This is a genomic window from Achromobacter insuavis, from assembly GCF_902859645.1.
Lineage (GTDB): Bacteria > Pseudomonadota > Gammaproteobacteria > Burkholderiales > Burkholderiaceae_B > Achromobacter > Achromobacter insuavis.
Window position 1 is genome coordinate 93,510 of the sequence record NZ_CADIJR010000007.1, and the last position, 20,835, is coordinate 114,344.

A 20,835-nucleotide genomic window follows, 5' to 3' on the forward strand; every position below is an offset into this window, starting at 1 on the left:
GGTGGAGGCGTCGCTATGCCGGTCTGGCGTGTAATCGCGGCTGGCCGAGCTTGAACCAGGCCCGGGCGATGTGCTGGCCGCGCACTTCGTAGATCGCGACGACGTCGATCTCGCCGGGGCCGTCGGCGAAGTTGCGGGTGACGATCTCCTGGTCCACCACGACGTCGCCGTTGACGATGCGGTTGACCAGCTTGCCGTGCAGGTCGGGTTCCTGGAAGCGTTCGACGTGGCGCGCGCGGATTTCGGCGCGGCCGCTGGCCAGCAGCGTGTCGGGGAAGGCGTAATACTGGCAGTCCTCGGCCCAGGCCGGCATGAAGGCGTCGATGTCGCGGGCGTTGTAGGCGTCCAGCTGCCGCTGCACCACGTCGGCGGGGCCCGCGGGGGCCGTGTCGCGCACGGCGGCCTGCTGGCGGATGCGCGCTTCGGTGTCGGCATCGAGCAGACGGCGGATCTCGCGGAACAGGGGCTGGGCGTCGGTGTGCTTGCGGCCGTAGTCCAGGTTGAACGCATAGTCGAAATCCGGGGCATTGGCGCCCTGGTTATGTTGCAGCAGCGTCTCCAGCTTGTCCATCGCCTTGACGGCCCGGGCCTCGGGCGAGCCGGCGTTTTCATAGTCGTCCCACAGCGCCAGCAGCCGCGCGCGCGCCGCGGCGTCCAGCGGGGCGGCCAGCTGCAGCAGGTCGAGCCGTTCCTGGGCGCCCTTGTCGGCGCCCGTGGCCTGCTGCGTCGCCGGGATGTCGCCATGGATGGCCTCGCCCAGGTCGTGCACCACGCACAGCCGCAGGATCCGGGCGAAATCCAGGTCCGCCAGGCCTTCTTCGAGCATCATCGCCATCAGGCACAGGCGCCAGGTGTGTTCGGCCGTGCTTTCCTGGCGTCCGCCCGAACTGCGGGCGCTGCGCAGGACATCTTTCAGCTTTTCGGCTTGCCGCAGGAATTCGAGCCGGCCTTGCAGGGTATCGGTGTCCATGAATCAGGTTGTCGTAAGTCTGTTCTCAATACGCTCGCGGGTATTGCTTCCTGCCAACGAGTGTATCTTGTGACTGCCACGATGACGCCGCCAGCTTCCGCCGGCACCCCGCACTATGACCGGGCGACGATCGCTTTCCACTGGCTGACGGTGATCCTGGTCGTCGGCCTGTTCGCCCTGGCCGAGATCTGGGGCTTCCTGCCGCGCGGCACGCCGACGCGGCGCCTGCTGCAATCGGTGCATATCTCCTTCGGGCTGCTGTTCGCGGCGGTATTCGTGCTGCGCGTGGTCTGGCGCCTGAGCCGCGGCCGGCACCTGCCGCCGGCCTCGGGCGGCTGGCTGCGGCTGGCGGGCGCCGGCATGCACGGGCTGCTGTACCTGCTGCTGGCGGCGCAGATCGTGCTGGGCTTCCTGTTCCGCTGGGCGCAGGGCGAGCCGTTCGCGTTCTTCGGCCTGTTCGACATCCCCACGCTGGTCAGCATCGACCACGAGCAGCGGCGCTTTTTCGGCGGCCTGCACAACACCGTGGCCTGGAGCATCATCGTGCTGGCCTGTATCCACGCCGTGGCGGCGCTGTTCCATCATTACGTCCTGCGCGACGGCGTGCTGCGCCGCATGACCGCCAGCCGCTGAGGCGCCGCAAAAAAGGGGCGGTTGGGGGCCGGATCCGGGGCGGGCAGGTTGTACATTACGCTCTATCACCCGCTACACCTTTACAGGATCGCTCTCCCATGACCGCCCCGGAAGTCGTCATCTCGCCCTCCATCACCTGCGCCAACGACCAGCCTTTCGTGCTGTTCGGCGGGATCAACGTGCTGGAATCCAAGGATCTCGCGCTGCGCGCCTGCGAGGAATACCAGCGCGTGACCACCCGGCTGGGCATCCCCTACGTGTTCAAGGCGTCGTTCGACAAGGCCAACCGCTCGTCGATCCACTCCTACCGCGGCCCGGGCCTGGAAGAGGGCATGAAGATCTTCGAGGCGGTCAAGCAGAACTTCGGCGTGCCGGTGATCACCGACGTGCACGAACCCTGGCAGGCGGCGCCCGTGGCCGAAGTGGCCGACATCCTGCAGCTGCCGGCGTTCCTGGCGCGCCAGACCGACCTGGTGGTGGCGCTGGCCAAGACCGGCCGCGTCGTCAACATCAAGAAACCGCAGTTCCTCAGCCCCACCCAGGTGCTCAACATCGTCGAGAAATTCACCGAGGCGGGCAACCAGCAGATCATCCTGTGCGACCGCGGCACCAGTTTCGGCTATGACAACCTGGTGGTGGACATGCTGGGCTTCGGCGTCATGAAGAAGGTTTCCGGCAACCGGCCGGTGATCTTCGACGTCACCCACGCTTTGCAGCAGCGCTCGGCCCTGGATGCGGCCTCGGGCGGCCGCCGCGAGCAGGTGGCGGAATTGGCGCGGGCGGGCATGGGCGTGGGGCTGGCGGGCCTGTTCCTGGAGGCCCATCCGGACCCCAGGAACGCCAAGTGCGACGGCCCCAGCGCCCTGCCGCTGGACAAGCTGGAGCCGTTCCTGACCCAGCTCAAGCAGCTGGACGATCTGGTGAAATCCTTTGCGCCCATCGACATCGAACCCTGATGCCGCCTGTCATCGCGGATCAGTGAAGTTGTTATACGATCCGGGCCACCAACTTTCGGGAGGCCTGGATGTCGTTTTACGCAATCGTCGCCGTTCGTAAAGAAGCCGTCAGCGGCCACGTGGCCTACGTGCGCTGGGGGCTGGCCGAGCGCGGCGTGCCCGGCTGGGTCAGCGACCCCGTGACGGCGGCGGCTTCCGAAGTGATCGAGGCCATCAAGGCCGGCGCCGAGGTCGAAACCGTGATCAGCGTCGACGGCCTGTCCGTGGCCTCGCGGCCGGTGCGGGTGCTGACCGACGATGACGGGCGCGAGCACCTGGCGTCGGTGCCGATGCCCAGTTCCACCCTGCATACCGTGTTCGACCTGCCCGAATTCTAGGGCCTGCGCGAGGCTCCTTGTAGCGTGAACAGGCCCTAGGAGCGGTAAGCCCGTACTGCCCCGGCTGGTAATTTCTCCACCCTTCGCCCTGCCCGTTGCCGTGCGCCGCGTGGCGGGCATGGCGCTTGCTGCCGCTAGTGCCGTCATACCGCCGCGACCGGCGCGGCCACGGCGGGGCTTCAGGGGGAACCAACATGATGGACCATAACGAAATGATGGCCCGCATGATCAGCAAGCCCATCGCGCCCGGCAAGCCCGAAGGTTGGGATGGCATCCTGTCCGCCTACGCGGATTGCCTGATGCAGGTGCAGGGCAAGTTGACCGAGGACGACCTACGGCGTTTCCTGGACGTGGGCGCGCGGGTGTTCCGCAGCTGTTGCCAGGAGGAAGCGCGGCAGCGCTGGACCGCAGAGCAACTGGCGGCCTACCACCGCAAGCCGCGGGTCGACTATTGAAAGGGGGCGGTTGGCTGCGCTAGAGACACTGGCGCAGCGCGAACTTGCGGCCAAAGGCGCGTATTTCGTCGCCGTCGATCGAGGCGGCGACGTCCCAGTGGTCGCCGCGCGTGATCAACACCGACTGCGACGACAGGGCGTGGCGCAACGCGAACATCCAGAACGCGGCTTCCGAGCCGACCGGCGCCAGGTCGTGCGGGCCGATGCGCAGTCGCGCCGGCCGGGGCGTGGCGCCCAGCGACCAACGCAGCGCAACGCCCAGGAAGGCGAAGCGGGCCATCACCGATGACGGTTGCACGCAAAGCACTCGGATCTTGGGTTGCATGGTCACGGGACCTCCACAAGGGTGACCCAGCGTAGCAAAGAAGATTTCATCCTTCCATACTGCATTTGGATTACCAGCGGATTGCGTCCGGGGCGGCAGGCATCAGTCCGCGGGCAGGCGGGTGAAGAGATTGGTGACGATCATCTGATCGGGACGCTTGGTGCCCGGCGTGGCCGGCGGCATCAGCCTGTCCATTTCCTTGCGGTCCTGGACGCGGGTGAGCGTCAGGTGGTCGCCCTGGATCTTCACGTAGCGGATGGAGGCCTCGCCGATCTCGTATTCGCTGGTGGATCGCTCCAGCGTCTGCTCGATACGCTTGGCGTCGAGCCAGCGGTAGGTGCCGCTGGAAAGCGCGCCCGGGCCCTGCATCGACCAGGTGCCGTCGCTGCGGAATTCGGCCACGCCCGCGCCGCCGGACGGCTGGGGCGGCAGCGCCTGGCCGTCGACGGTGCGCAGCATGGTCTGGTGCCGCCATTTGCCGACGAGGGCTTGCGCGGCGGCTTGCTGCGTCGGCGGTTGGGCGGGCGCCGCGGCGGGCAATAGCGCGGTGCCGCCGAGCAGGGCGGCCAGGGCGTAAAGGCGCAGGAGCTTCATTTTGGTGGGGCGAGGGGTCCGGGTTGCGGGGGCGGGGGCCGGTCTCCAGGGGCGGCCCATCAAACGCAGTGTTGCATTATGCGCGACGACGGCGTTTGCCGCGAGTGCCGGCCTCGCCGCCGGTGGTTGCGATCAGGGCCGGCGCAGGCCCGCGAGCAGCAGGTCCAGCGCCTGCAGCGCCTGCGCCAGCCGCGCCTGGCTGTCGTCCCCGGCGATCCAGAGGGCGCTGTCGGCCAGTCCGCCGTGCAGCATCCGCGCCAGCGCCTCGGGTTCGGCCTGGCCGATGGCGCCTTGCGCCATCAGGGCCTGCAGCAGCGCGCCCAGCGACGTGGTGCATTGTTCCTGCGCGGCGGCGCCGCCATGGCCCAGCACCGCGCGCGCATCCTGCAGCACGATCCGGCGGATCTCGGGCTCGGCCGCCATCGCCAGATAGGCCCGGCAGCGTTCGCGCAGGGCGGTCCAGGCGTCGGGGGCGTCGCGCGAAATGGCCTGCAGCCGCGCCTCCATCTCGGCGTCGATCTGCGCCGCGACCGCCGCCAGCAAGCCCTGCTTGTCACCGAAATGGTGATACAACGCTCCTCGGGTCAGCCCGGCGGCGGCGGTCAGGTCGTCCATCGACGTGCCCGCATAGCCGGCGCGGCGGAACGACTCGCGTGCCGTCGACAGCAGTTTTCCGCGGGTTTCTTCGATCATCTCGGCGCGCGATCGCGACATGGCTGGCTCCAGTGGCATACGAGGCGTATGTTAATTGACATACGCTGGGTATGTGAATACCATCTTGCATACGCTTCGTATGTCAATCTGTCCGGCGGCGCCCACCGCCGGCTGCAACATCCCCAGAGGTTCCGGGTGTCGAATCCCTATCGCGAATTGTTCCAGGCGCCCGGCGCCGCCGCCTTCGTCGCCGCCTGCGCCGTGGCGCGGCTGGCCCTGCCCATGATCGGCATCGGCATCATCACCATGCTGTCCCAGGTGCGCGGCGCCTACACCCTGGCCGGCGCGGTGGCGGCCACCTTCGCGCTGGCCACCGCCTTGCTGGCGCCGCGTATTTCGCGCCTGGTGGATCGCCATGGCCAGGGCCGCATCCTGCCGCTGGCGGCCGGCGCCTGCGTGGCCGGGCTGGCGGGCCTGGCCGCGTGCGTGCGCTTGCAGGCGCCCGACTGGACGCTGTTCGTGTTCGCGGCGCTGGCGGGCAGCCTGCCGAGCATGCCCGCCATGGCGCGGGCCCGCTGGACCGAGATCTACCGCGACCGGCCGCAATTGCGCACCGCCTATGCGCTGGAGTCGGTGTTCGACGAATTGAGCTTCATCATCGGCCCGCCGCTGGCGGTGGGGCTGTGCGTGATCCTGTTCCCCGAGGCCGGTCCGCTCGGCGCGGCGCTGCTGCTGGGCCTGGGCGTGACCGCCTTCGTGCTGCAACGGGCCACCGCGCCGGCGGTGCAGCCGCGCGAGGCGGGCCGCGAATCGTCGGTATTGGGCGTGCCCCTGATGCGCCAGCTGACCGCCATGATGGCCGCCATGGGCGTCATTGTCGGCACCATCGACGTCATGAGCGTGGCCTTCGCCCGCCAGCAGGGCCTGCCGGCCGGCGCCAGCGTGGTGCTGTCGGCCTATGCCCTGGGCTCGTGCGTCGCCGGCCTGGCGTTCGGCGTGCTGAAATTCCAGATGCCGCTGGCGCGCATGTTGGCCATTGCGGCCAGCGTGACCGCCTTCACCACCTTGCCGCTGCTGTGGGTGGGCGACCTGCTGACGCTGTCGCTGGGCGTGCTGCTGGCCGGCCTGTCGTTCGCGCCGACCATGATCATCGCCATGGCGATGGTGGAGGGCAGCGTGCCGGGCCGCCGTCTCACCGAAGGCCTGACCTGGCTGGTGACGGGGCTGGGGGCCGGCGTCGCGGCGGGCGCCGCGCTGGCGGGCTGGATCGTCGACCGCCATGGCGTCGGCGCGGGCTTCTGGACCGCGGCGGGCGCGGGGGCGGTGGTGCTGCTGGTCGCGGTCTACGCGGCGCGCGGCGCCCGGCCCGCCACCGCGGCGGCCTGAGCGCGGCGGCCGCGGGCCCCTAGAATGCCGGTAACGCCGCGCCGCGGGGCGCGGCGTCCATAAGGAGCACGATCATGTCCCGAACCGTCGTCAATCCCGACACCGTCTTCAACACCGTGCAGTACGGCTTCAGCCAGGCCGTCATCGTCACGGGCCAGCGCCGCATGTTGCTGTCCGGCCAGGTCGGCGTCGATGCGCAGGAGCGCACCGTCGGCCCCGGCCTGCGCGAGCAGACCGATGCCGCGCTGGACAACATCGGGCGGGTGCTGGCCGCGGCGGGGGGCACGCTGGCGCAGGTCATCATGCTGCGCATCTACATCTGTGAAACGGCGCGCGAGGATCAGGAAGCGATCGCCCAGGCGCTGCGCGACCGCTTTCCGGTCGATCCGCCGCCGTCGTCCTGGATCATCGTCAGCGGCCTGTCGCTGCCCGAGTGGCTGGTCGAGATCGAGGCCGAGGCCATGCTGGACTGATCCGGCGCCAGGCGCGCCGCCGGCGCTCGCCTCAGGCGGACGCCTTGTCGCGCCACGGCGGCGCCGCGAAGGCCTCGCGCAGGTGGGCCAGGAAGCCGGCGGTGCGCGCCGGCAGCTCCTGGCGCGACTTGACCAGCGCCACCACGTTGGCTTCGGGCAGCGTCCAGCCCGACAGCAGCGGCACCAGGGCGCGGGTTTTCACATGCTCGGCCACATCCCATTCCGATCGCGCCACGATGCCGTGGCCGGCCAGGGCCCAGGCCACGGCGGCGGCGCCGGCGTTGCTGGACAGCACCGGCGCGATGCGCACGCCCACCGCCGGCCCGCGCCCGCGCTTGAAGCGCCACAGGGTCACGTCTTCCTCGTTCTCGCGCAGGGCGATGCAATCGTGTTCGCGCAGGTCCTCGGGCTTGGCGGGCGCGCCATGCCGCGCCAGATAGGCGGGCGAGGCGCACAGGATGCGCCGGTTCGGCGCCAGCGGATAGGCCACCAGCGTGGAATCGCGCAGTTCGCCGATGTGGATCATCACATCCCAGTCGTCGCTGGCCAGGCGCGGCGGTCCATCGGACAGGAGCAGGCTGGCGGTCACGTTCTCGCTTTCCTGGCGAAAATCGGCCACCAGCCCGGCGACGTAGCGCTGGCCGAAGCCCAGCGGCGCCACCACGCGCAGGTGGCCGGCCACCACGCCCCGCCGGCCTGCCAGCTCATCGGCCAGGTCATTCAATTCGCCGCAGATCTGGCCGGCCCGCAGCGCCAGCAGCCGGCCTTCGTCGGTCAGCGCGGTGCCGCGTCCCGAGCGGTTGACCAGCCGCACGCCCAGGCGCTTTTCCAGCGCGTGCAGGCGCTGCGTCACGGCCGGCGGCGTCACGTCCAGCGCGCGCGCCGCCTGCGCCAGCGAGCTGGTGGCCGCCAGGCTCAGGAAAAACCGCAGGTCGTCCGTCGTAATCATTCAGAAACGCCTTAATGATTGATTAAGTCCTTATTAAACACGCAAGCCGCGTGGCGCGCCATACTGCGGGCATGCGGTCGCGTCCCGGGCGGCGCCCGCGTCAATTCTCTTTCATCCGCCCCTCCCGTTTCGCCGATACCGCCATGACCACAGCCTCCGCCACCCTCGATACGCTGGAAACGCCCTGCCTGCTGCTGGACGAAACTCGCATGACGCGCAATATCGAGCGCCTGAACGGCCTGATGGCCGGCCATGGCGTGCAATTGCGTCCGCATCTGAAGACGCCCAAGTCGATCGAGGTGGCGCGCCGCGTCATGACGCGTCCCGAGGGCCCGGCGGCCGTGTCGACGCTGCAGGAAGCCGAGCAATTCGCCGCCGCCGGCGTGACCGACCTGCTGTACGCGGTGGGCGTGGCGCCGGCCAAGCTCGGCCGCGTGCTCGCACTGCGCCGCCAGGGCGTCGACCTGACCGTGGTGGTCGACAGCATCGATGCCGCCGAGGCGGTGGCCGCGCGCGCCCGGGAAGAGGGCGCCGCCATCCCCGCGCTGATCGAGATCGATTGCGACGGCCACCGCGCCGGCGTGCAGCCGGGCCACACCGACCAGTTGCTGGCGATCGCGCGGACGCTGCATGCGGCGGACTGCCTGCGCGGCGTCATGACCCACGCCGGCGAGTCCTATGGCTGCCGCAGCGTGCAGGCGATCGCCGACATGGCGGAACAGGAACGCGCGGCCGCCGTCGGCTGCGCCGAGGCCATCCGCGCGGCGGGACTGCCGTGTCCGGTGGTCAGCGTGGGCTCGACGCCCACCGCGCATTTCGCCCGCAACCTCGAAGGCGTGACCGAAGTGCGCGCCGGCGTGTATGTGTTCTTCGATCTGGTCATGGCCGGGCTCGGCGTCTGCGAGGTGGACGACATCGCCGCCACCGTGCTGACCACGGTGATCGGCCACCAGCCCGACAAGGGCTGGATCCTGGTGGACGCGGGCTGGATGGCCATGTCGCGCGACCGCGGCACCGCCAGGCAGCCGGTGGACCAGTTGTACGGGCTGGTGTGCGATGCCGACGGCAAGGTCTACCCCGACCTGCTGCTGGCCGAAACCAACCAGGAGCAGGGCATCATCAAGCTGCGCGCCGGCAGCGGCGCCGCCTTGCCGGAACTGCCGCTGGGCGCCAAACTGCGCATCGTGCCAAACCATGCCTGCGCCACCTGCGCCCAGCACGACGCCTATGCGGTCGTGCGCGACGGCGACCGCCGTGTCGTGGCGCAATGGCAGCGCTTTCGCGGCTGGTAAGCCCGGCCGCTCCGCCAAAGGAATCGAGATGGACCTGATCCACACCCCCCATGCCACGCCGCCGGCCGGCCACTATTCGCAGGCCGTGCGCGCCAATGGCTTCGTGTTCGTTTCCGGACAATTGGGATTCCTGCCCGCCGCCAAGCCGGGCGAACGGCCGCAGCTGGCGCAGGGCGTCGCCGCGCAGACCGAGGCCGCGCTGCGCAGCCTGGCCGCCATCCTGCAGGCCGCCGGCGCGTCGATGGCGTCGGTGGTCAATGTCACCGTCTACATTCCCGACGTCGGCCTCTGGAACGACGTGAACAGCGTCTACGAGCGCAGCTTCGGCGACCACAAGCCGGCCCGCGCGATCGTGCCCACGCGCGAATTGCACTATGGGGCGCTGGTGGAAATCAGCGCCGTCGCCGTCGTTCCCCAGGGTTGAACAAGGCGCCGGCGACGGTCTGGTCCGGATGCCGGTATCCAGCCTCGGGGACGGATGGGGCGCCTGCCCACCTATAATGCGGGCGCCGCAACATCCCAGGGGAGTCCGTCCGCATGCAGTACGAATACCTGTTCTGGTCCATGGCCGCCATGGTGGCGCTGGCATTGGTGGGCGGGTCGCTCTGCGGCCGCCTGCGTTCACCCGGCCGGGTGCTGGCGGGCGTGGCCGCGCTGGCCCTCGCGGTCTGCGCCAGCGTGGTGGCGCTGTCGCGATCGGCCGGTTTCGGCGATCAGGCGGCGATGCTGGCGATCGCCGCGTTCATGTTCAGCCTGGTGATCGGCGCCGCCGCCGCGTTGCTGACGCGGCGTATCCTGCGGCGCCGTTGAACGCTCATTCCTCGTCGTCGAAGTCCTCGTCCTCATCGTCTTCCTCGTCCTGTTCCAGGGCGTCGTAGCCCTTCCAGGTGATGCGCCAGCGCGTGTCGCCCGCGGTCGCCGCGGTTTCGCTGATCTGCTTGACCAGGCCGGCGTCGGCCAGCAGGTCCAGGTGGTGCGCAATCAGTTGCAGACCTTGTTCCTGCGCGTGGGGCGCCAGGGCGGCCTCCTTGATGTCATGGGTGCTCAGGTTGGGGCCCGCCGCGTCGCGCAGGGCTCCCAGGATCGTGACGACCAGATCGAAATCGCGTTGCATGATGTCCGCCGTAGGGGGTTGGAGTGGAACAGCCCACAATAGCAGAGTTCCGTGGCGGCGACGCGACAGCCGCCCGGGTCGGGTTACAGTGCGAGATTACCGATCACAGATAGGCTGTATCAATGAAGAAACCCGCCGAGCGCGATTGCCTCGCCCTGGTCCCTGGCTACACCGGCCAGGCCGCCAAGCTGTTCCTGACGCGCACCGAGGAAGGCGCCATCGTTGGCGTCACCGTGTTCGACCTGCTGGGGCACATCAAGCAAGAGGGCGATGCCCAGGCCGCCGCCGACTGGGTGGCCAGCTGGCTCGCGCAAGAGGCCGACAACCGCAAGGCGCGCCGCACGCAACTGCTGGCCCAGATGTTCCTGTGCAAGCTGGTCGGCGACGAGAAGACCGTGTTCCTGGACGCCCAGAAGCCGCTGCTGGCCGCGCTCGCCGCGGCCGGGGTGCGCAGCCGTAGCGTGGCCGCCACGTCCGGCGCCGCCCGCCGCTCGCTGGGGCCGGCTGTCAGGAAGCCTTAGCATAAGGCTGTTATAGTCGCGCCTGGGCGTACACGCATCCGTGCGGGCGCGCCCAGGCGGGCCTGGCCCGCAAGTCAAGGAAGAGTGATCATGGAAATACTGAGTCGGCATGTTGCCGACGTGGCGGGCGGCGTTGAGCTGCACACAACGCTGGATGGCGAGAGCATCAGCGTCTATGTCGTGACCGATGTGGACGATCTCAACGCGATCGCCGACATCGTGCCCCCCGAGAAAGTCGAAGCCGGCGCGGACATACACGCCGCCAGTGTCGACAATGTTGATAATGCGCAAGAACAAATCGACCAAGTCCTGGAAAATATGAATCCCGGCGACGTGGCGGTTTTCCTTTGCTCGGGCCCCGATGCTTTCGGCGCGGCGCTCGATCTGTTGGGTTTACCTATCGACGAGTAAGCCTGACGGCAAACCAAAGTGCCCGTCCAAACGGCGTATGCATCCAATACGCTCTTTGGCGGCATTTAAATAAGCCTTGATTGTTTTTTTATGATGCGTGGGTGTTTACACCTATGCAGGACTTCTTTTTCCCTATGAAAACGTGCAAATTCTGTTCGCAGTTTCTCTTTGTTGCATTATTGGCACGTATTTTTTAGGATTATGTTGACTTGTGAGGGGAACATAACGATAGTGTCGGCACACGATCACAAGCGTTGCGATTTTCGTTCAGTGCCGTGCCTTTTCCGGCTCAGCGTTATTGTTCTACTGTCCCCTCCTTGATTGATTCGTGACCTCCGGGCATTTGCCCATTATCTCTAGGAAATACAGTATGGAAACCGGCGTCGTTAAGTGGTTCAATTCGGAAAAAGGCTATGGCTTCATCACCCCGGAAGCGGGTGGTAAGGACCTGTTCGCTCACTTCTCCGAAATTCAGGGCTCGGGCTTCAAGTCTCTGGAAGAGAACCAGCGCGTCAGCTTTGTGACGGCCAATGGCCCCAAGGGCCCGCAAGCCACGAAGATCCAGGTCCTGTAAGGTTCTGGCTTTTCGGAAAAGCCCCTTCGGGGGCTTTTTTGCATTTGGGCTCCGCGCGGTATCCTTGCCCCTGTCTCCCGCCGCACAGCCTGGCCGGACCCGCCATCGACAGAGGACGATCTCCATGACCCACCCTGGCCAAGCCCCCGCATCCCTGACGCCGCAGGACGTCGTCGCGTTCTGGCGCGACGCCGGGCCGCAGCAATGGTTCACCAAGGACGCGGCCTTCGACGAGCGCTTCCGCCAGCATTGCGGCGCCGCCCACATGGCCGCCGCCGCGCGCCAGCTGGATGCCTGGCTGGATGAGCCGGACGGCGCGCTGGCCCTGATGATCCTGCTGGACCAGTACCCCCGCAACGCCTACCGCGGCACGGCTCACATGTTCGCCACCGACCCGCTGGCGCTGCTGTTCGCCGAGCGCGCCATCGCTGCCGGCCATGACCTCGCCGTCGATCCGGCGCTGCGCCAGTTCTTCTACATGCCCTTCGAGCACGCCGAGACCGTGGCCGCGCAGAACCGGGCGGTCGCGTTGATGGAGCCGCTGGGCGCCGACGCGGTGCGCTGGGCCGTCCTGCACCGCGACATCATCAAGCGCTTCGGCCGCTTTCCCCATCGCAACGCCGCGCTGGGCCGGCAGACCACGCAGCCCGAGCAGGAGTTCCTGGAGGCCGGCGGCTTCTCCGGCTGACACGCGGCGGCGCGGCGGACGACACGAGCGTATCCGCTTGTATCGACGCATGGCGAGTTGAAAGACCGCGGCGCCACGGCCGCGCGCCCGGCGCGGCGTGGGTGGCGCGATCACCGCATATTTGACGTTTTTCCGGGTTCGCCAATACACTGGGTTCAGCGAGATTTTCAAGAGACGCGGTCTGCGTTTAACTTGTCGCGGTCAGTGGTGCTGCGGTTGCTTTCCTCTCCCATCCTTGATCATCTGGCGCCCCGCGAGCAATCGCTTCTTTAGGTTCGAGGAAATTCCATGGCAACCGGCATCGTCAAGTGGTTCAACGCCGAAAAAGGGTATGGCTTCATCATGCCCGACGACGGCAGCAAGGATCTGTTCGCCCACTACTCGGAAATCCGCAGCGAAGGCTACAAGTCGCTGCAGGAAAACCAGCGCGTCACGTTCGAGGTCGGTACCGGCCCCAAGGGTCCCAGCGCCAAGAACATCAAGGTGGCGGCCTGAGTACAGGTCCGCGGCGGGCCGTCTCCGGCCGGCCGTAATAGAAAGCCCCGACACGCCAGTGCCGGGGCTTTTCTTTTCCCGCGCGGCGTGGGGCGTTCAGTGCTTGGGGTGCGACGGCGTGGACAGCTTGTCGACCAGGGCGATGCCCAGCGCCGACAGGATGAACAGCGCGTGGATGATGGTCTGCCACATCACGCCCGCCTCCGAGAAGCGCGCGTTGGGCGTGCCCAGCGTGCCCGCCTCGATGAAGGTGCGCAGCAGGTGGATCGACGAGATGCCGATGATGGCCATGGCCAGCTTGACCTTGAGGACGCTGGCGTTGACGTGGCTGAGCCATTCCGGCTGGTCCGGGTGGCCCTGCAGGCGCAGGCGCGACACGAAGGTCTCGTAGCCGCCGACGATCACCATCACCAGCAGGTTCGAGATCATCACCACGTCGATCAGGCCCAGCACCAGCAGCATGATTTCCATTTCGCCGAAGCTGTTGGCGTGCGTCAGCAGATGCCAGAGTTCCTTCAGGAACAGCATCACGTAGACGCCCTGGGCGACGATCAGTCCCAGATAGAGCGGCAGTTGCAGCCAGCGCGAGCTGAAAATCAGGCTGGGCAGCAGGCCAAGACGGGGAGGGGTGTTGGGGGTCATGATGGGGGCGAGCCGTTATAGGGATACGGAAAAAGTGCGGCGGCAATTCTAACAATGCCGCGCTCTCCCGGCATTTGTTTTTGATGACGAATAGATGGCGGGGCAGGGGTACTTACCACGGTAAGAAGTCTTCCGCATGCCTTTTATGTAAGTGAAATTCGCATTTGCGAAACTCTGTGGCGAAACGGTTTGAGCGCTTTTGCCGTATATAGAATTGCCGCCTCACTCGAACAGAGTCAGTCAAGAGGAGTTTTTTCCATGAAGATCCGCTACACCGTTGCCGCGCTGGCCGTCGCACTTGCCCCTTATTCCGCGTCGCATGCCCTCGATATCGGGGGTCTGGTGGGCGCCGGCAGCAAGGTGGTGCAGGCCGCCACCCTGAGCGATGCCGAAATCAAGACCTTGTCGGACAAGGCTTGCGCGCAAAGCGATTCCCAGGAAAAGATTGCCGCCCCGGGCAGCAAGTACGACGTGCGCCTGCAGAAGATCGCCAAGCAGCTGGGCGGCACCGTCAACGGCCAGAAGGCCAACTACAAGGTCTACGTCACCAAGGACGTCAACGCCTGGGCCATGGCCAACGGCTGCATCCGCGTCTACAGCGGCCTGATGGACATGATGACCGACGACGAAGTGCTGGGCGTGGTCGGCCATGAAATCGGCCACGTGGCGCTGGGCCACAGCAAGAAGGCCATGCAGACCGCCTACACGGTCTCGGCCGCGCGCGACGCCGCCGGCGCCGCCGGTGGCGCCACGGTCGCCGCCCTGAACTCGTCGCAGCTGGGCGACCTGACCGAGAAGTTCATCAATGCGCAATTCTCGCAGTCGCAGGAAAGCGCCGCCGACGACTACTCGTTCGACCAGCTGCAAGCCAAGAAGCTGAACACCCGCGGCCTGGTGACGGCGTTCCAGAAGCTGGCCGAGCTGGACGGCGGCAAGAGCGATATGATGAGCTCGCACCCGTCTTCGGCCAAGCGCGCGCAGCACATCGAAGATCGCATCGCCAAGGCCAAATAAAGCGCCCTGGCGGGCAATTTGCCGCCCTTTCCGGGTGGAAAACGGGGCGCGAGCATCCGGGCTTATCCGGGTGCTCGCGCCCCTTTGCGTCAGGGGTCCGGAAGTTTCCGGTAAAATGCCGCGTTTATCCGCCCGTCATCTCATATCTTTCGGAAAATAGGTCTTTTAATGCAGCCTGTGGTTGAAACCCTCTCCGGCCTCGAGCGCCGTGTTGATCTGGCCGTCTCGGTGGCCGACGTCGAAAAGGAAGTCCAGGCGCAGTTGAAGCGCGTGGCCCGTACCGCCAAGGTTCCCGGCTTCCGTCCCGGCAAGGCGCCGCTCGCCATGCTCGAGCGCAGCCATGGCCCCGGCATCCGCTACGACGTGATCAACAGCCAGGTCGGCCGTGCATTCGAACAAGCCGTCGACGGCGCCAAGCTGCGCGTCGCTGGCGCCCCGAACCTGGAACCCAAGACGGAAGGCGTCGGCGAAGACACGCTGGCCTTCACCGCCACGTTCGAGGTCTACCCCGAAGTCGCCGTGCCGGATCTGTCGGCCCTGGCCGTGACCCGCTTCGAGACCGCCGTCACCGACGCCGAAGTGCAGCAGACCCTGGACGTCCTGCGCAAGCAGCGCGCCACGTTCGAAGCCCGTGAAGGCCGCGCCTCGCAAGACGGCGACCGTGTCACGCTGGACTTCGCCGGCACCATCGACGGCGTGCCGTTCGAAGGCGGCAAGGCCGAAGACTTCCCGTTCGTGCTCGGCCAAGGCCGCATGCTGCCGGAATTCGAAGAAGCCGCCCGCGGCCTGAAGGCTGGCGAAAGCAAGGTCTTCCCGCTCAAGTTCCCCGATGACTACCAAGGCAAGGAAGTCGCCGGCAAGACCGCCGAATTCACCATCACCGTCAAGGAAGTGGCTGAAGGCGTCCTGCCCGAGCTGAACGCCGAATTCGCCAAGTCGCTCGGCCAGGCCGAAGGCGACATCGAAAAGCTGAAGGCCGACATCCGCAGCAACATCGAACGCGAAGTCAAGGTGCGCTCGCAAGGCCGCACCAAGTCCAGCGTGATGGACGCCCTGGTCGAAGCCGGCAAGTTCGACGTGCCGAAGTCGCTGATCGACAACGACGTGCAAGGCCGCATCGCCGCCGCTCGCGAAGAGCTCAAGCAGCGTGGCGTGCCCAACGCCGAGTCGGTGCCGATCCCGGCCGAAGCCTTCTCCACCGAATCCGAGCGCCGCGTGCGCCTGGGCCTGCTGGTGTCGGAACTGGTCAAGCAAGCCCAGCTGCAAGCCAAGCCGGAACAGGTTCGCGCCCGCATCGAGGAATTCGCGGAAAACTACGAACAACCCGCCCAGGTTGTCAGCTATTACCTGGCCGACCGCCAGCGTCGTGCTGAAATCGAGGCTATCGTGCTCGAAGACAACGTCGTCGCGCACGTTCTGGAAAAGGCCAAGGTCACCGACGAAAAGGTGCCTTTCGATCAGTTGATGGGGATGGCGTAACACTATGCAGAGATTCACCGATTTCTATGCGGCAATGAATGGCGGGTCGTCGGTGACCCCCACCGGCCTGGGCTACATTCCCATGGTGATCGAGCAGTCGGGGCGCGGCGAACGCGCCTACGACATCTATTCGCGTCTGCTCCGCGAGCGGCTCATTTTCCTGGTGGGTCCGGTCAACGACGCGACGGCCAACCTGGTCGTGGCGCAGTTGCTGTTCCTGGAATCGGAGAATCCTGACAAGGACATTTCCCTGTACATCAACTCGCCTGGCGGGTCGGTGTACGCGGGCATGGCCATCTACGACACCATGCAGTTCATCAAGCCGGACGTGTCGACCCTGTGCACCGGCCTGGCGGCCAGCATGGGCGCCTTCCTGCTGGCGGCCGGCAAGAAGGGCAAGCGCTTCACCTTGCCCAACTCGCGCATCATGATCCACCAGCCCTCGGGCGGCGCCCAGGGCCAGGCCTCCGACATCCAGATCCAGGCTCGCGAGATCCTGGACCTGCGCGAGCGTCTCAATCGCATCCTGGCCGACAACACCGGCCAGTCGATCGAGCGCATCGCCCTGGACACGGAACGTGACAACTTCATGTCCGCCGAAGATGCGGTATCGTATGGACTGGTCGACAAGGTGATGACCTCCCGTTCGGAAGGCTGACTTCCCGGTTGAGTCCCACCCGCTGTTGCCATGTTTGAGTAAGCGCCGGGCCCTTCACCCGGTCCGGCGCTTCTTTACCTGAGATACGAATACATATGCCAGAAAAAAAGGGATCGGCAGACGCTAAAGTGCTGCATTGCTCGTTTTGCAATAAAAGCCAGCACGAAGTCCGCAAGCTGATCGCGGGTCCGTCCGTATTCATCTGCGATGAATGCATCGACCTGTGCAACGACATCATCCGCGAGGAAGCGCAGGCGACCGCGCGCGCGGCGATTCGTTCCGAGCTGCCCACTCCGGCTGAAATCAAGACGTTCCTCGACCAGTACGTGATCGGGCAGAGTTCGCCCAAGCGCATGCTGGCGGTGGCCGTCTACAACCACTACAAGCGCATCCGCCACGGCGAGATCAAGGGCGACGAAGTCGAGCTGTCCAAGAGCAACATCATGCTGATCGGCCCCACCGGGTCGGGCAAGACGCTGCTGGCGCAGACCCTCGCGCGCATGCTGAATGTGCCGTTCGTCATGGCCGACGCCACCACGCTGACCGAAGCCGGTTACGTTGGTGAAGACGTCGAGAACATCATTCAGAAGTTGCTGCAGAACTGCAACTACGAAGTCGAGAAGGCGCAGCGCGCCATCATCTACATCGATGAAATCGACAAGATTTCCCGCAAGTCCGACAACCCGTCCATCACCCGCGACGTGTCGGGCGAGGGCGTGCAGCAGGCCCTGCTCAAGCTGATCGAAGGCACGGTGGCCTCGGTGCCGCCGCAGGGCGGGCGCAAGCACCCCAACCAGGACTTCGTCCAGGTCGACACGACCAACATCCTGTTCATCGTCGGCGGCGCCTTCGACGGGCTGGAAAAGGTCATCCGCGACCGCACCGAAAAGTCCGGCATCGGCTTCTCGGCCGCCGTGCGCGCCAAGTCCGAGCGCGGCGTGGGCGAGCTGTTCTCCGAGGTCGAGCCCGAAGACCTGATCAAGTTCGGCCTGATCCCCGAACTGGTCGGCCGCCTGCCGGTGGTCGCCACGCTGGACGAGCTCGACGAGGCTGCCCTGGTGCAGATCCTCACCGAGCCCAAGAACGCCCTGCTCAAGCAATTCCAGAAGCTGTTCGCCATGGAAGGCGCCGAGCTGGACGTGCGCCCCGCGGCGCTCAAGGCCATCGCCCGCAAGGCGCTCAAGCGCAAGACCGGCGCCCGCGGCCTGCGTTCCATCATCGAGCAGGCCCTGCTCGACACCATGTATGACCTGCCTTCGCAAGGCAACGTCAAGCGCGTGGTGCTCGACGAAGGCGCGATCGAAGGCGAGGGCAAGCCCTTGCTGATCTACGCCGACGAAGAGGGGACGGCCGAAAAGCCCGAGCGCGGAGAAGTCCGCGATGCCGCGGCCTGACGGATATTTCAAAAAAACCCGTTTCCGTAACGGGTTTTTTTGTCTCCGGCGCCTGATTGAACGCACACTGCCAGGGTGTGTCCAATAAAACGGGATACCGGCCGCCGATTTTTTTGCCGTTTTGTTTATCCGGCCGCCGGGACCTTGAATTTTCGGCTATTGTTCCCATAACAGACGTAACCGACGGGGCTGTCCGGGTATACCCGGTCATCCTGTCCCCGATACGCCGAGTCATACCGAGGAACCTCCTATGTCTGCCAGCCAGACCCTGCCTTCCGACCCGATCGACCTTCCCCTGCTGCCGCTGCGCGACGTCGTGGTGTTCCCGCACATGGTCATCCCGCTGTTCGTCGGCCGTCCGCGCTCCATCCGCGCGCTCGAGGTTGCGATGGAAGCGGGCAAGAGCATCATGCTTGTGGCCCAAAAATCCGCCGGCAAGGATGATCCCACTCCCGAAGACGTCTACGAGATCGGCTGCGTTGCCGGCATCCTGCAGATGCTCAAGCTGCCCGACGGCACCGTCAAGGTGCTGGTCGAAGGCACCCAGCGCGCCCGCATCAACAGCATCGAGGACGCCGATTCGCACTTCACCTGCCAGGTCACCCCGATCGAGCCGGACGCCGTCCAGGGCTCCGAGACCGAGGCCCTGCGCCGCGCGATCGTCGCCCAATTCGAGCAATACGTAAAACTCAACAAGAAGATCCCCCCGGAGATCCTGACCTCGCTCGCCGGCATCGATGACGCCGGCCGCCTGGCCGACACGATCGCCGCGCATCTTCCGCTGAAACTCGAGCAGAAGCAGAAGATGCTCGAGATCGTCGGCACCTCCGAGCGCCTCGAAGGCTTGCTCACGCAGCTGGAAACCGAAATCGACATCCTCCAGGTCGAGAAGCGGATCCGCGGCCGCGTGAAGAAGCAGATGGAAAAGAGCCAGCGCGACTACTACCTGAATGAGCAGGTCAAGGCCATTCAGAAAGAGTTGGGCGAAGGCGAAGAGGGCGCCGACATCGAGGAGCTCGAAAAGAAGATCATCGCCGCGCACATGCCCAAGGAGGCACGCAAGAAGGCCGATGCCGAGCTCAAGAAGCTCAAGCTCATGTCGCCCATGTCGGCCGAAGCCACCGTGGTGCGCAACTACATCGATACGCTCATCAACCTCCCCTGGAGGAAGAAGAGCAAGATCAACAACTCCATCTCCAACGCCGAGACCGTGCTCGACAACGACCACTACGGCCTGGAGAAGGTGAAGGAACGCATCCTCGAATATCTCGCCGTGCAGCAGCGCGTCGACAAGGTCAAGGCGCCGATCCTGTGCCTGGTTGGTCCTCCCGGGGTCGGCAAGACCTCGCTGGGCCAGTCCATCGCCAAGGCCACGAACCGCAAGTTCGTGCGCATGGCCCTGGGCGGCGTGCGCGACGAAGCCGAGATCCGCGGCCACCGCCGTACGTACATCGGCTCGATGCCCGGCAAGATCGTCCAGAACATGTCGAAGGTCGGCGTGCGCAATCCCCTGTTCCTGCTCGATGAAATCGACAAGCTGGGCATGGATTTCCGCGGCGATCCCTCGTCGGCGCTGCTCGAAGTGCTGGACCCGGAACAGAACCACACGTTCCAGGACCACTACATCGAAGTCGACTTCGACCTGTCGGACGTCATGTTCGTGGCCACCAGCAACACGCTGAACATTCCGCCGGCCCTGCTGGACCGCATGGAAGTGATCCGCCTGTCCGGCTACACCGAGGAAGAAAAGATCCACATCGCCCGTGACCATCTGCTGCCCAAGCTGATGAAGAACAACGGCGTCAAGGATACCGAGCTGACCGTCGATGACAGCGCGCTGCGCGACATCGTGCGCTACTACACCCGCGAAGCCGGCGTGCGTGCGCTCGAACGCGAAGTGGGCAAGATCTGCCGCAAGGTGATCAAGCAGTTGCTGACCCAGAGCGATCGCGCCAAGGCCGAAGGCAAGACCTTCGAACTCAAGCCGGTCAACGTCACGGGCGACAACCTCAGCGATTACCTCGGCGTGCGCCGCTACACCTTCGGCATGGCCGAAAAGGAAAACCAGATCGGTCAGGTGACCGGCCTGGCCTGGACGGAAGTCGGTGGCGACCTGCTCACGATCGAAGTGGCGGACATGCCCGGCAAGGGCGTGATCCAACGCACCGGCTCGCTCGGCGACGTGATGAAGGAATCGGTCGAGGCGGCCCGCACCGTGGTGCGCTCGCGGGCGCGTCGCCTGGGCTTTGCCGACAGCGTGTTCGAGAAGCACGACATGCACGTGCACGTGCCGGAAGGCGCGACGCCCAAGGACGGCCCGTCCGCCGGTATCGCGATCACCACGGCCATGGTGTCGGCCCTGTCGCGCATCCCGGTGCGCGCCGACGTCGCCATGACCGGCGAGATCACGCTGCGTGGCGAAGTCCTGCCGATCGGCGGCCTGAAGGAAAAGCTGCTGGCCGCCCACCGCGGTGGCATCAAGACGGTCTTGATCCCGGAAGAAAACGTCAAGGACTTGGCGGAGATCCCGGACAACGTCAAGAACCATCTCGAGATCGTGCCGGTCCGCTGGATCGACAAGGTGCTGGAACTGGCCCTGGAACGCCTGCCGGAGCCGCTGGCTGAAGACGAAGCGGTCAAGGAACCGCTGGTCGCCAAGCCGGCCGAACCGGGCTCGACGGATCCCGTGCTCAAGCACTGATGCCTGGCCCGAGGCGCCCCTTTGCACAAGGGGCGCCCGCAAAAAGAAACCCCGCGCAAGCGGGGTTTCTTTTTTGGCGC

The 20,835-nt window shown here is 66.1% G+C and carries 26 protein-coding genes and 1 pseudogene; 19 read left to right on the forward strand and 8 right to left on the reverse strand.

The window, feature by feature from the left end; all coding sequences use genetic code 11:
- Window positions 1-13: 13 nt before the first annotated feature.
- The gene (locus tag H0523_RS32210) at window positions 14-397 is read right to left on the reverse strand and encodes a nuclear transport factor 2 family protein (protein ID WP_257225042.1); all 384 of its coding nucleotides are present in this window, start codon (window positions 395-397) and stop codon (window positions 14-16) included.
- A gap of 15 nt (window positions 398-412) precedes the next feature.
- Window positions 413-970, reverse strand: a pseudogene (locus H0523_RS32215) (HD domain-containing protein); the annotation flags it as partial.
- 69 nt (window positions 971-1,039) lie between these two features.
- Between H0523_RS32215 and H0523_RS06425 the strand changes: the two are divergent.
- From H0523_RS06425 to H0523_RS06440, 4 genes are all read left to right on the forward strand, one after another.
- Entirely contained in the window at window positions 1,040-1,603 is a 564-nt protein-coding gene (locus H0523_RS06425) for a cytochrome b (protein WP_231689758.1), read from the forward strand.
- A 98-nt stretch (window positions 1,604-1,701) separates the two neighbouring features.
- The gene (kdsA, locus tag H0523_RS06430) at window positions 1,702-2,559 is read left to right on the forward strand and encodes a 3-deoxy-8-phosphooctulonate synthase (protein ID WP_054429979.1); all 858 of its coding nucleotides are present in this window, start codon (window positions 1,702-1,704) and stop codon (window positions 2,557-2,559) included.
- Window positions 2,560-2,627: 68 nt separating this feature from the next.
- Window positions 2,628-2,936, forward strand: coding sequence for a hypothetical protein (locus H0523_RS06435; protein WP_054429978.1), 309 nt, complete (start codon window positions 2,628-2,630; stop codon window positions 2,934-2,936).
- A gap of 194 nt (window positions 2,937-3,130) precedes the next feature.
- Window positions 3,131-3,391 (forward strand): hypothetical protein, encoded by a 261-nt coding sequence (locus tag H0523_RS06440; RefSeq protein ID WP_231689757.1) that lies wholly within the window; start codon window positions 3,131-3,133, stop codon window positions 3,389-3,391.
- A gap of 19 nt (window positions 3,392-3,410) precedes the next feature.
- On the opposite strand, the gene H0523_RS06445 is transcribed toward H0523_RS06440, so the two are convergent.
- The 3 genes from H0523_RS06445 to H0523_RS06455 all read right to left on the reverse strand — a co-directional run bounded on the left by H0523_RS06445 (window position 3,411) and on the right by H0523_RS06455 (window position 5,024).
- Window positions 3,411-3,716, reverse strand: coding sequence for a hypothetical protein (locus H0523_RS06445; RefSeq protein ID WP_054430334.1), 306 nt, complete (start codon window positions 3,714-3,716; stop codon window positions 3,411-3,413).
- Window positions 3,717-3,818: 102 nt separating this feature from the next.
- Entirely contained in the window at window positions 3,819-4,310 is a 492-nt protein-coding gene (locus H0523_RS06450) for a hypothetical protein (RefSeq protein ID WP_054429976.1), read from the reverse strand.
- A 132-nt stretch (window positions 4,311-4,442) separates the two neighbouring features.
- On the reverse strand, window positions 4,443-5,024 hold the full coding sequence (locus H0523_RS06455; protein WP_054429974.1) for a TetR/AcrR family transcriptional regulator: 582 nt from the start codon (window positions 5,022-5,024) through the stop codon (window positions 4,443-4,445).
- 135 nt (window positions 5,025-5,159) lie between these two features.
- Here H0523_RS06455 and H0523_RS06460 point away from each other — a divergent pair, with 135 nt between their 5' ends.
- A complete protein-coding gene (locus tag H0523_RS06460; protein ID WP_054429973.1) occupies window positions 5,160-6,350 on the forward strand; it encodes an MFS transporter in 1,191 nt (396 codons plus the stop codon).
- A 74-nt stretch (window positions 6,351-6,424) separates the two neighbouring features.
- The gene (locus H0523_RS06465; RefSeq protein ID WP_006395884.1) at window positions 6,425-6,823 is read left to right on the forward strand and encodes a RidA family protein; all 399 of its coding nucleotides are present in this window, start codon (window positions 6,425-6,427) and stop codon (window positions 6,821-6,823) included.
- 31 nt (window positions 6,824-6,854) lie between these two features.
- Here the strand turns inward: H0523_RS06465 and H0523_RS06470 are convergent, their stop codons facing one another.
- Window positions 6,855-7,772 (reverse strand): LysR family transcriptional regulator, encoded by a 918-nt coding sequence (locus H0523_RS06470; protein WP_054429971.1) that lies wholly within the window; start codon window positions 7,770-7,772, stop codon window positions 6,855-6,857.
- A 143-nt stretch (window positions 7,773-7,915) separates the two neighbouring features.
- Between H0523_RS06470 and H0523_RS06475 the strand changes: the two genes are divergently transcribed.
- The 3 genes from H0523_RS06475 to H0523_RS06485 all read left to right on the forward strand — a co-directional run bounded on the left by H0523_RS06475 (window position 7,916) and on the right by H0523_RS06485 (window position 9,874).
- The gene (locus H0523_RS06475) at window positions 7,916-9,064 is read left to right on the forward strand and encodes a DSD1 family PLP-dependent enzyme (RefSeq protein WP_054429969.1); all 1,149 of its coding nucleotides are present in this window, start codon (window positions 7,916-7,918) and stop codon (window positions 9,062-9,064) included.
- 28 nt (window positions 9,065-9,092) lie between these two features.
- The gene (locus H0523_RS06480; protein WP_054429968.1) at window positions 9,093-9,488 is read left to right on the forward strand and encodes a RidA family protein; all 396 of its coding nucleotides are present in this window, start codon (window positions 9,093-9,095) and stop codon (window positions 9,486-9,488) included.
- Window positions 9,489-9,601: 113 nt separating this feature from the next.
- A complete protein-coding gene (locus H0523_RS06485) occupies window positions 9,602-9,874 on the forward strand; it encodes a hypothetical protein (protein WP_054429966.1) in 273 nt (90 codons plus the stop codon).
- A gap of 4 nt (window positions 9,875-9,878) precedes the next feature.
- On the opposite strand, the gene H0523_RS06490 is transcribed toward H0523_RS06485, so the two are convergent.
- Window positions 9,879-10,178 (reverse strand): DUF2513 domain-containing protein, encoded by a 300-nt coding sequence (locus tag H0523_RS06490; protein WP_054429965.1) that lies wholly within the window; start codon window positions 10,176-10,178, stop codon window positions 9,879-9,881.
- Window positions 10,179-10,300: 122 nt separating this feature from the next.
- On the opposite strand from H0523_RS06490, the gene H0523_RS06495 reads away from it, so the two are divergent.
- From H0523_RS06495 to H0523_RS06515, 5 genes are all read left to right on the forward strand, one after another.
- Window positions 10,301-10,699 (forward strand): hypothetical protein, encoded by a 399-nt coding sequence (locus H0523_RS06495; RefSeq protein WP_054429962.1) that lies wholly within the window; start codon window positions 10,301-10,303, stop codon window positions 10,697-10,699.
- 90 nt (window positions 10,700-10,789) lie between these two features.
- A complete protein-coding gene (locus H0523_RS06500; protein WP_006395877.1) occupies window positions 10,790-11,110 on the forward strand; it encodes a hypothetical protein in 321 nt (106 codons plus the stop codon).
- Window positions 11,111-11,480: 370 nt separating this feature from the next.
- Window positions 11,481-11,684, forward strand: coding sequence for a cold-shock protein (locus H0523_RS06505; protein WP_006220190.1), 204 nt, complete (start codon window positions 11,481-11,483; stop codon window positions 11,682-11,684).
- A 124-nt stretch (window positions 11,685-11,808) separates the two neighbouring features.
- Window positions 11,809-12,372 carry a DUF924 family protein gene (locus H0523_RS06510; protein ID WP_054429960.1) on the forward strand — a complete coding sequence of 188 codons (564 nt, stop codon included), beginning with the start codon at window positions 11,809-11,811 and terminating at the stop codon, window positions 12,370-12,372.
- Between the two features lie 288 nt (window positions 12,373-12,660).
- Window positions 12,661-12,867, forward strand: a complete 207-nt coding sequence (locus H0523_RS06515; protein WP_006225311.1) for a cold-shock protein — start codon at window positions 12,661-12,663, stop codon at window positions 12,865-12,867.
- A gap of 96 nt (window positions 12,868-12,963) precedes the next feature.
- Here H0523_RS06515 and H0523_RS06520 read toward each other — a convergent pair whose 3' ends face one another.
- Entirely contained in the window at window positions 12,964-13,509 is a 546-nt protein-coding gene (locus tag H0523_RS06520; RefSeq protein ID WP_006395875.1) for a TIGR00645 family protein, read from the reverse strand.
- 258 nt (window positions 13,510-13,767) lie between these two features.
- On the opposite strand from H0523_RS06520, the gene loiP reads away from it, so the two are divergent.
- From loiP to lon, 5 genes are all read left to right on the forward strand, one after another.
- Complete coding sequence (gene loiP, locus H0523_RS06525; protein ID WP_054429958.1) at window positions 13,768-14,523, forward strand: metalloprotease LoiP; 756 nt, start codon at window positions 13,768-13,770, stop codon at window positions 14,521-14,523.
- Between the two features lie 168 nt (window positions 14,524-14,691).
- Window positions 14,692-16,002, forward strand: coding sequence for a trigger factor (gene tig / locus H0523_RS06530; protein ID WP_054429956.1), 1,311 nt, complete (start codon window positions 14,692-14,694; stop codon window positions 16,000-16,002).
- Between the two features lie 4 nt (window positions 16,003-16,006).
- The gene (clpP, locus tag H0523_RS06535) at window positions 16,007-16,660 is read left to right on the forward strand and encodes an ATP-dependent Clp endopeptidase proteolytic subunit ClpP (RefSeq protein ID WP_006395872.1); all 654 of its coding nucleotides are present in this window, start codon (window positions 16,007-16,009) and stop codon (window positions 16,658-16,660) included.
- 95 nt (window positions 16,661-16,755) lie between these two features.
- Window positions 16,756-18,054, forward strand: a complete 1,299-nt coding sequence (clpX, locus tag H0523_RS06540) for an ATP-dependent Clp protease ATP-binding subunit ClpX (protein ID WP_006395871.1) — start codon at window positions 16,756-16,758, stop codon at window positions 18,052-18,054.
- Between the two features lie 250 nt (window positions 18,055-18,304).
- Window positions 18,305-20,755: an endopeptidase La gene (lon, locus tag H0523_RS06545; RefSeq protein WP_006395870.1), complete on the forward strand. Its 2,451-nt coding sequence runs from the start codon at window positions 18,305-18,307 to the stop codon at window positions 20,753-20,755.
- Window positions 20,756-20,835 lie beyond the last annotated feature (80 nt).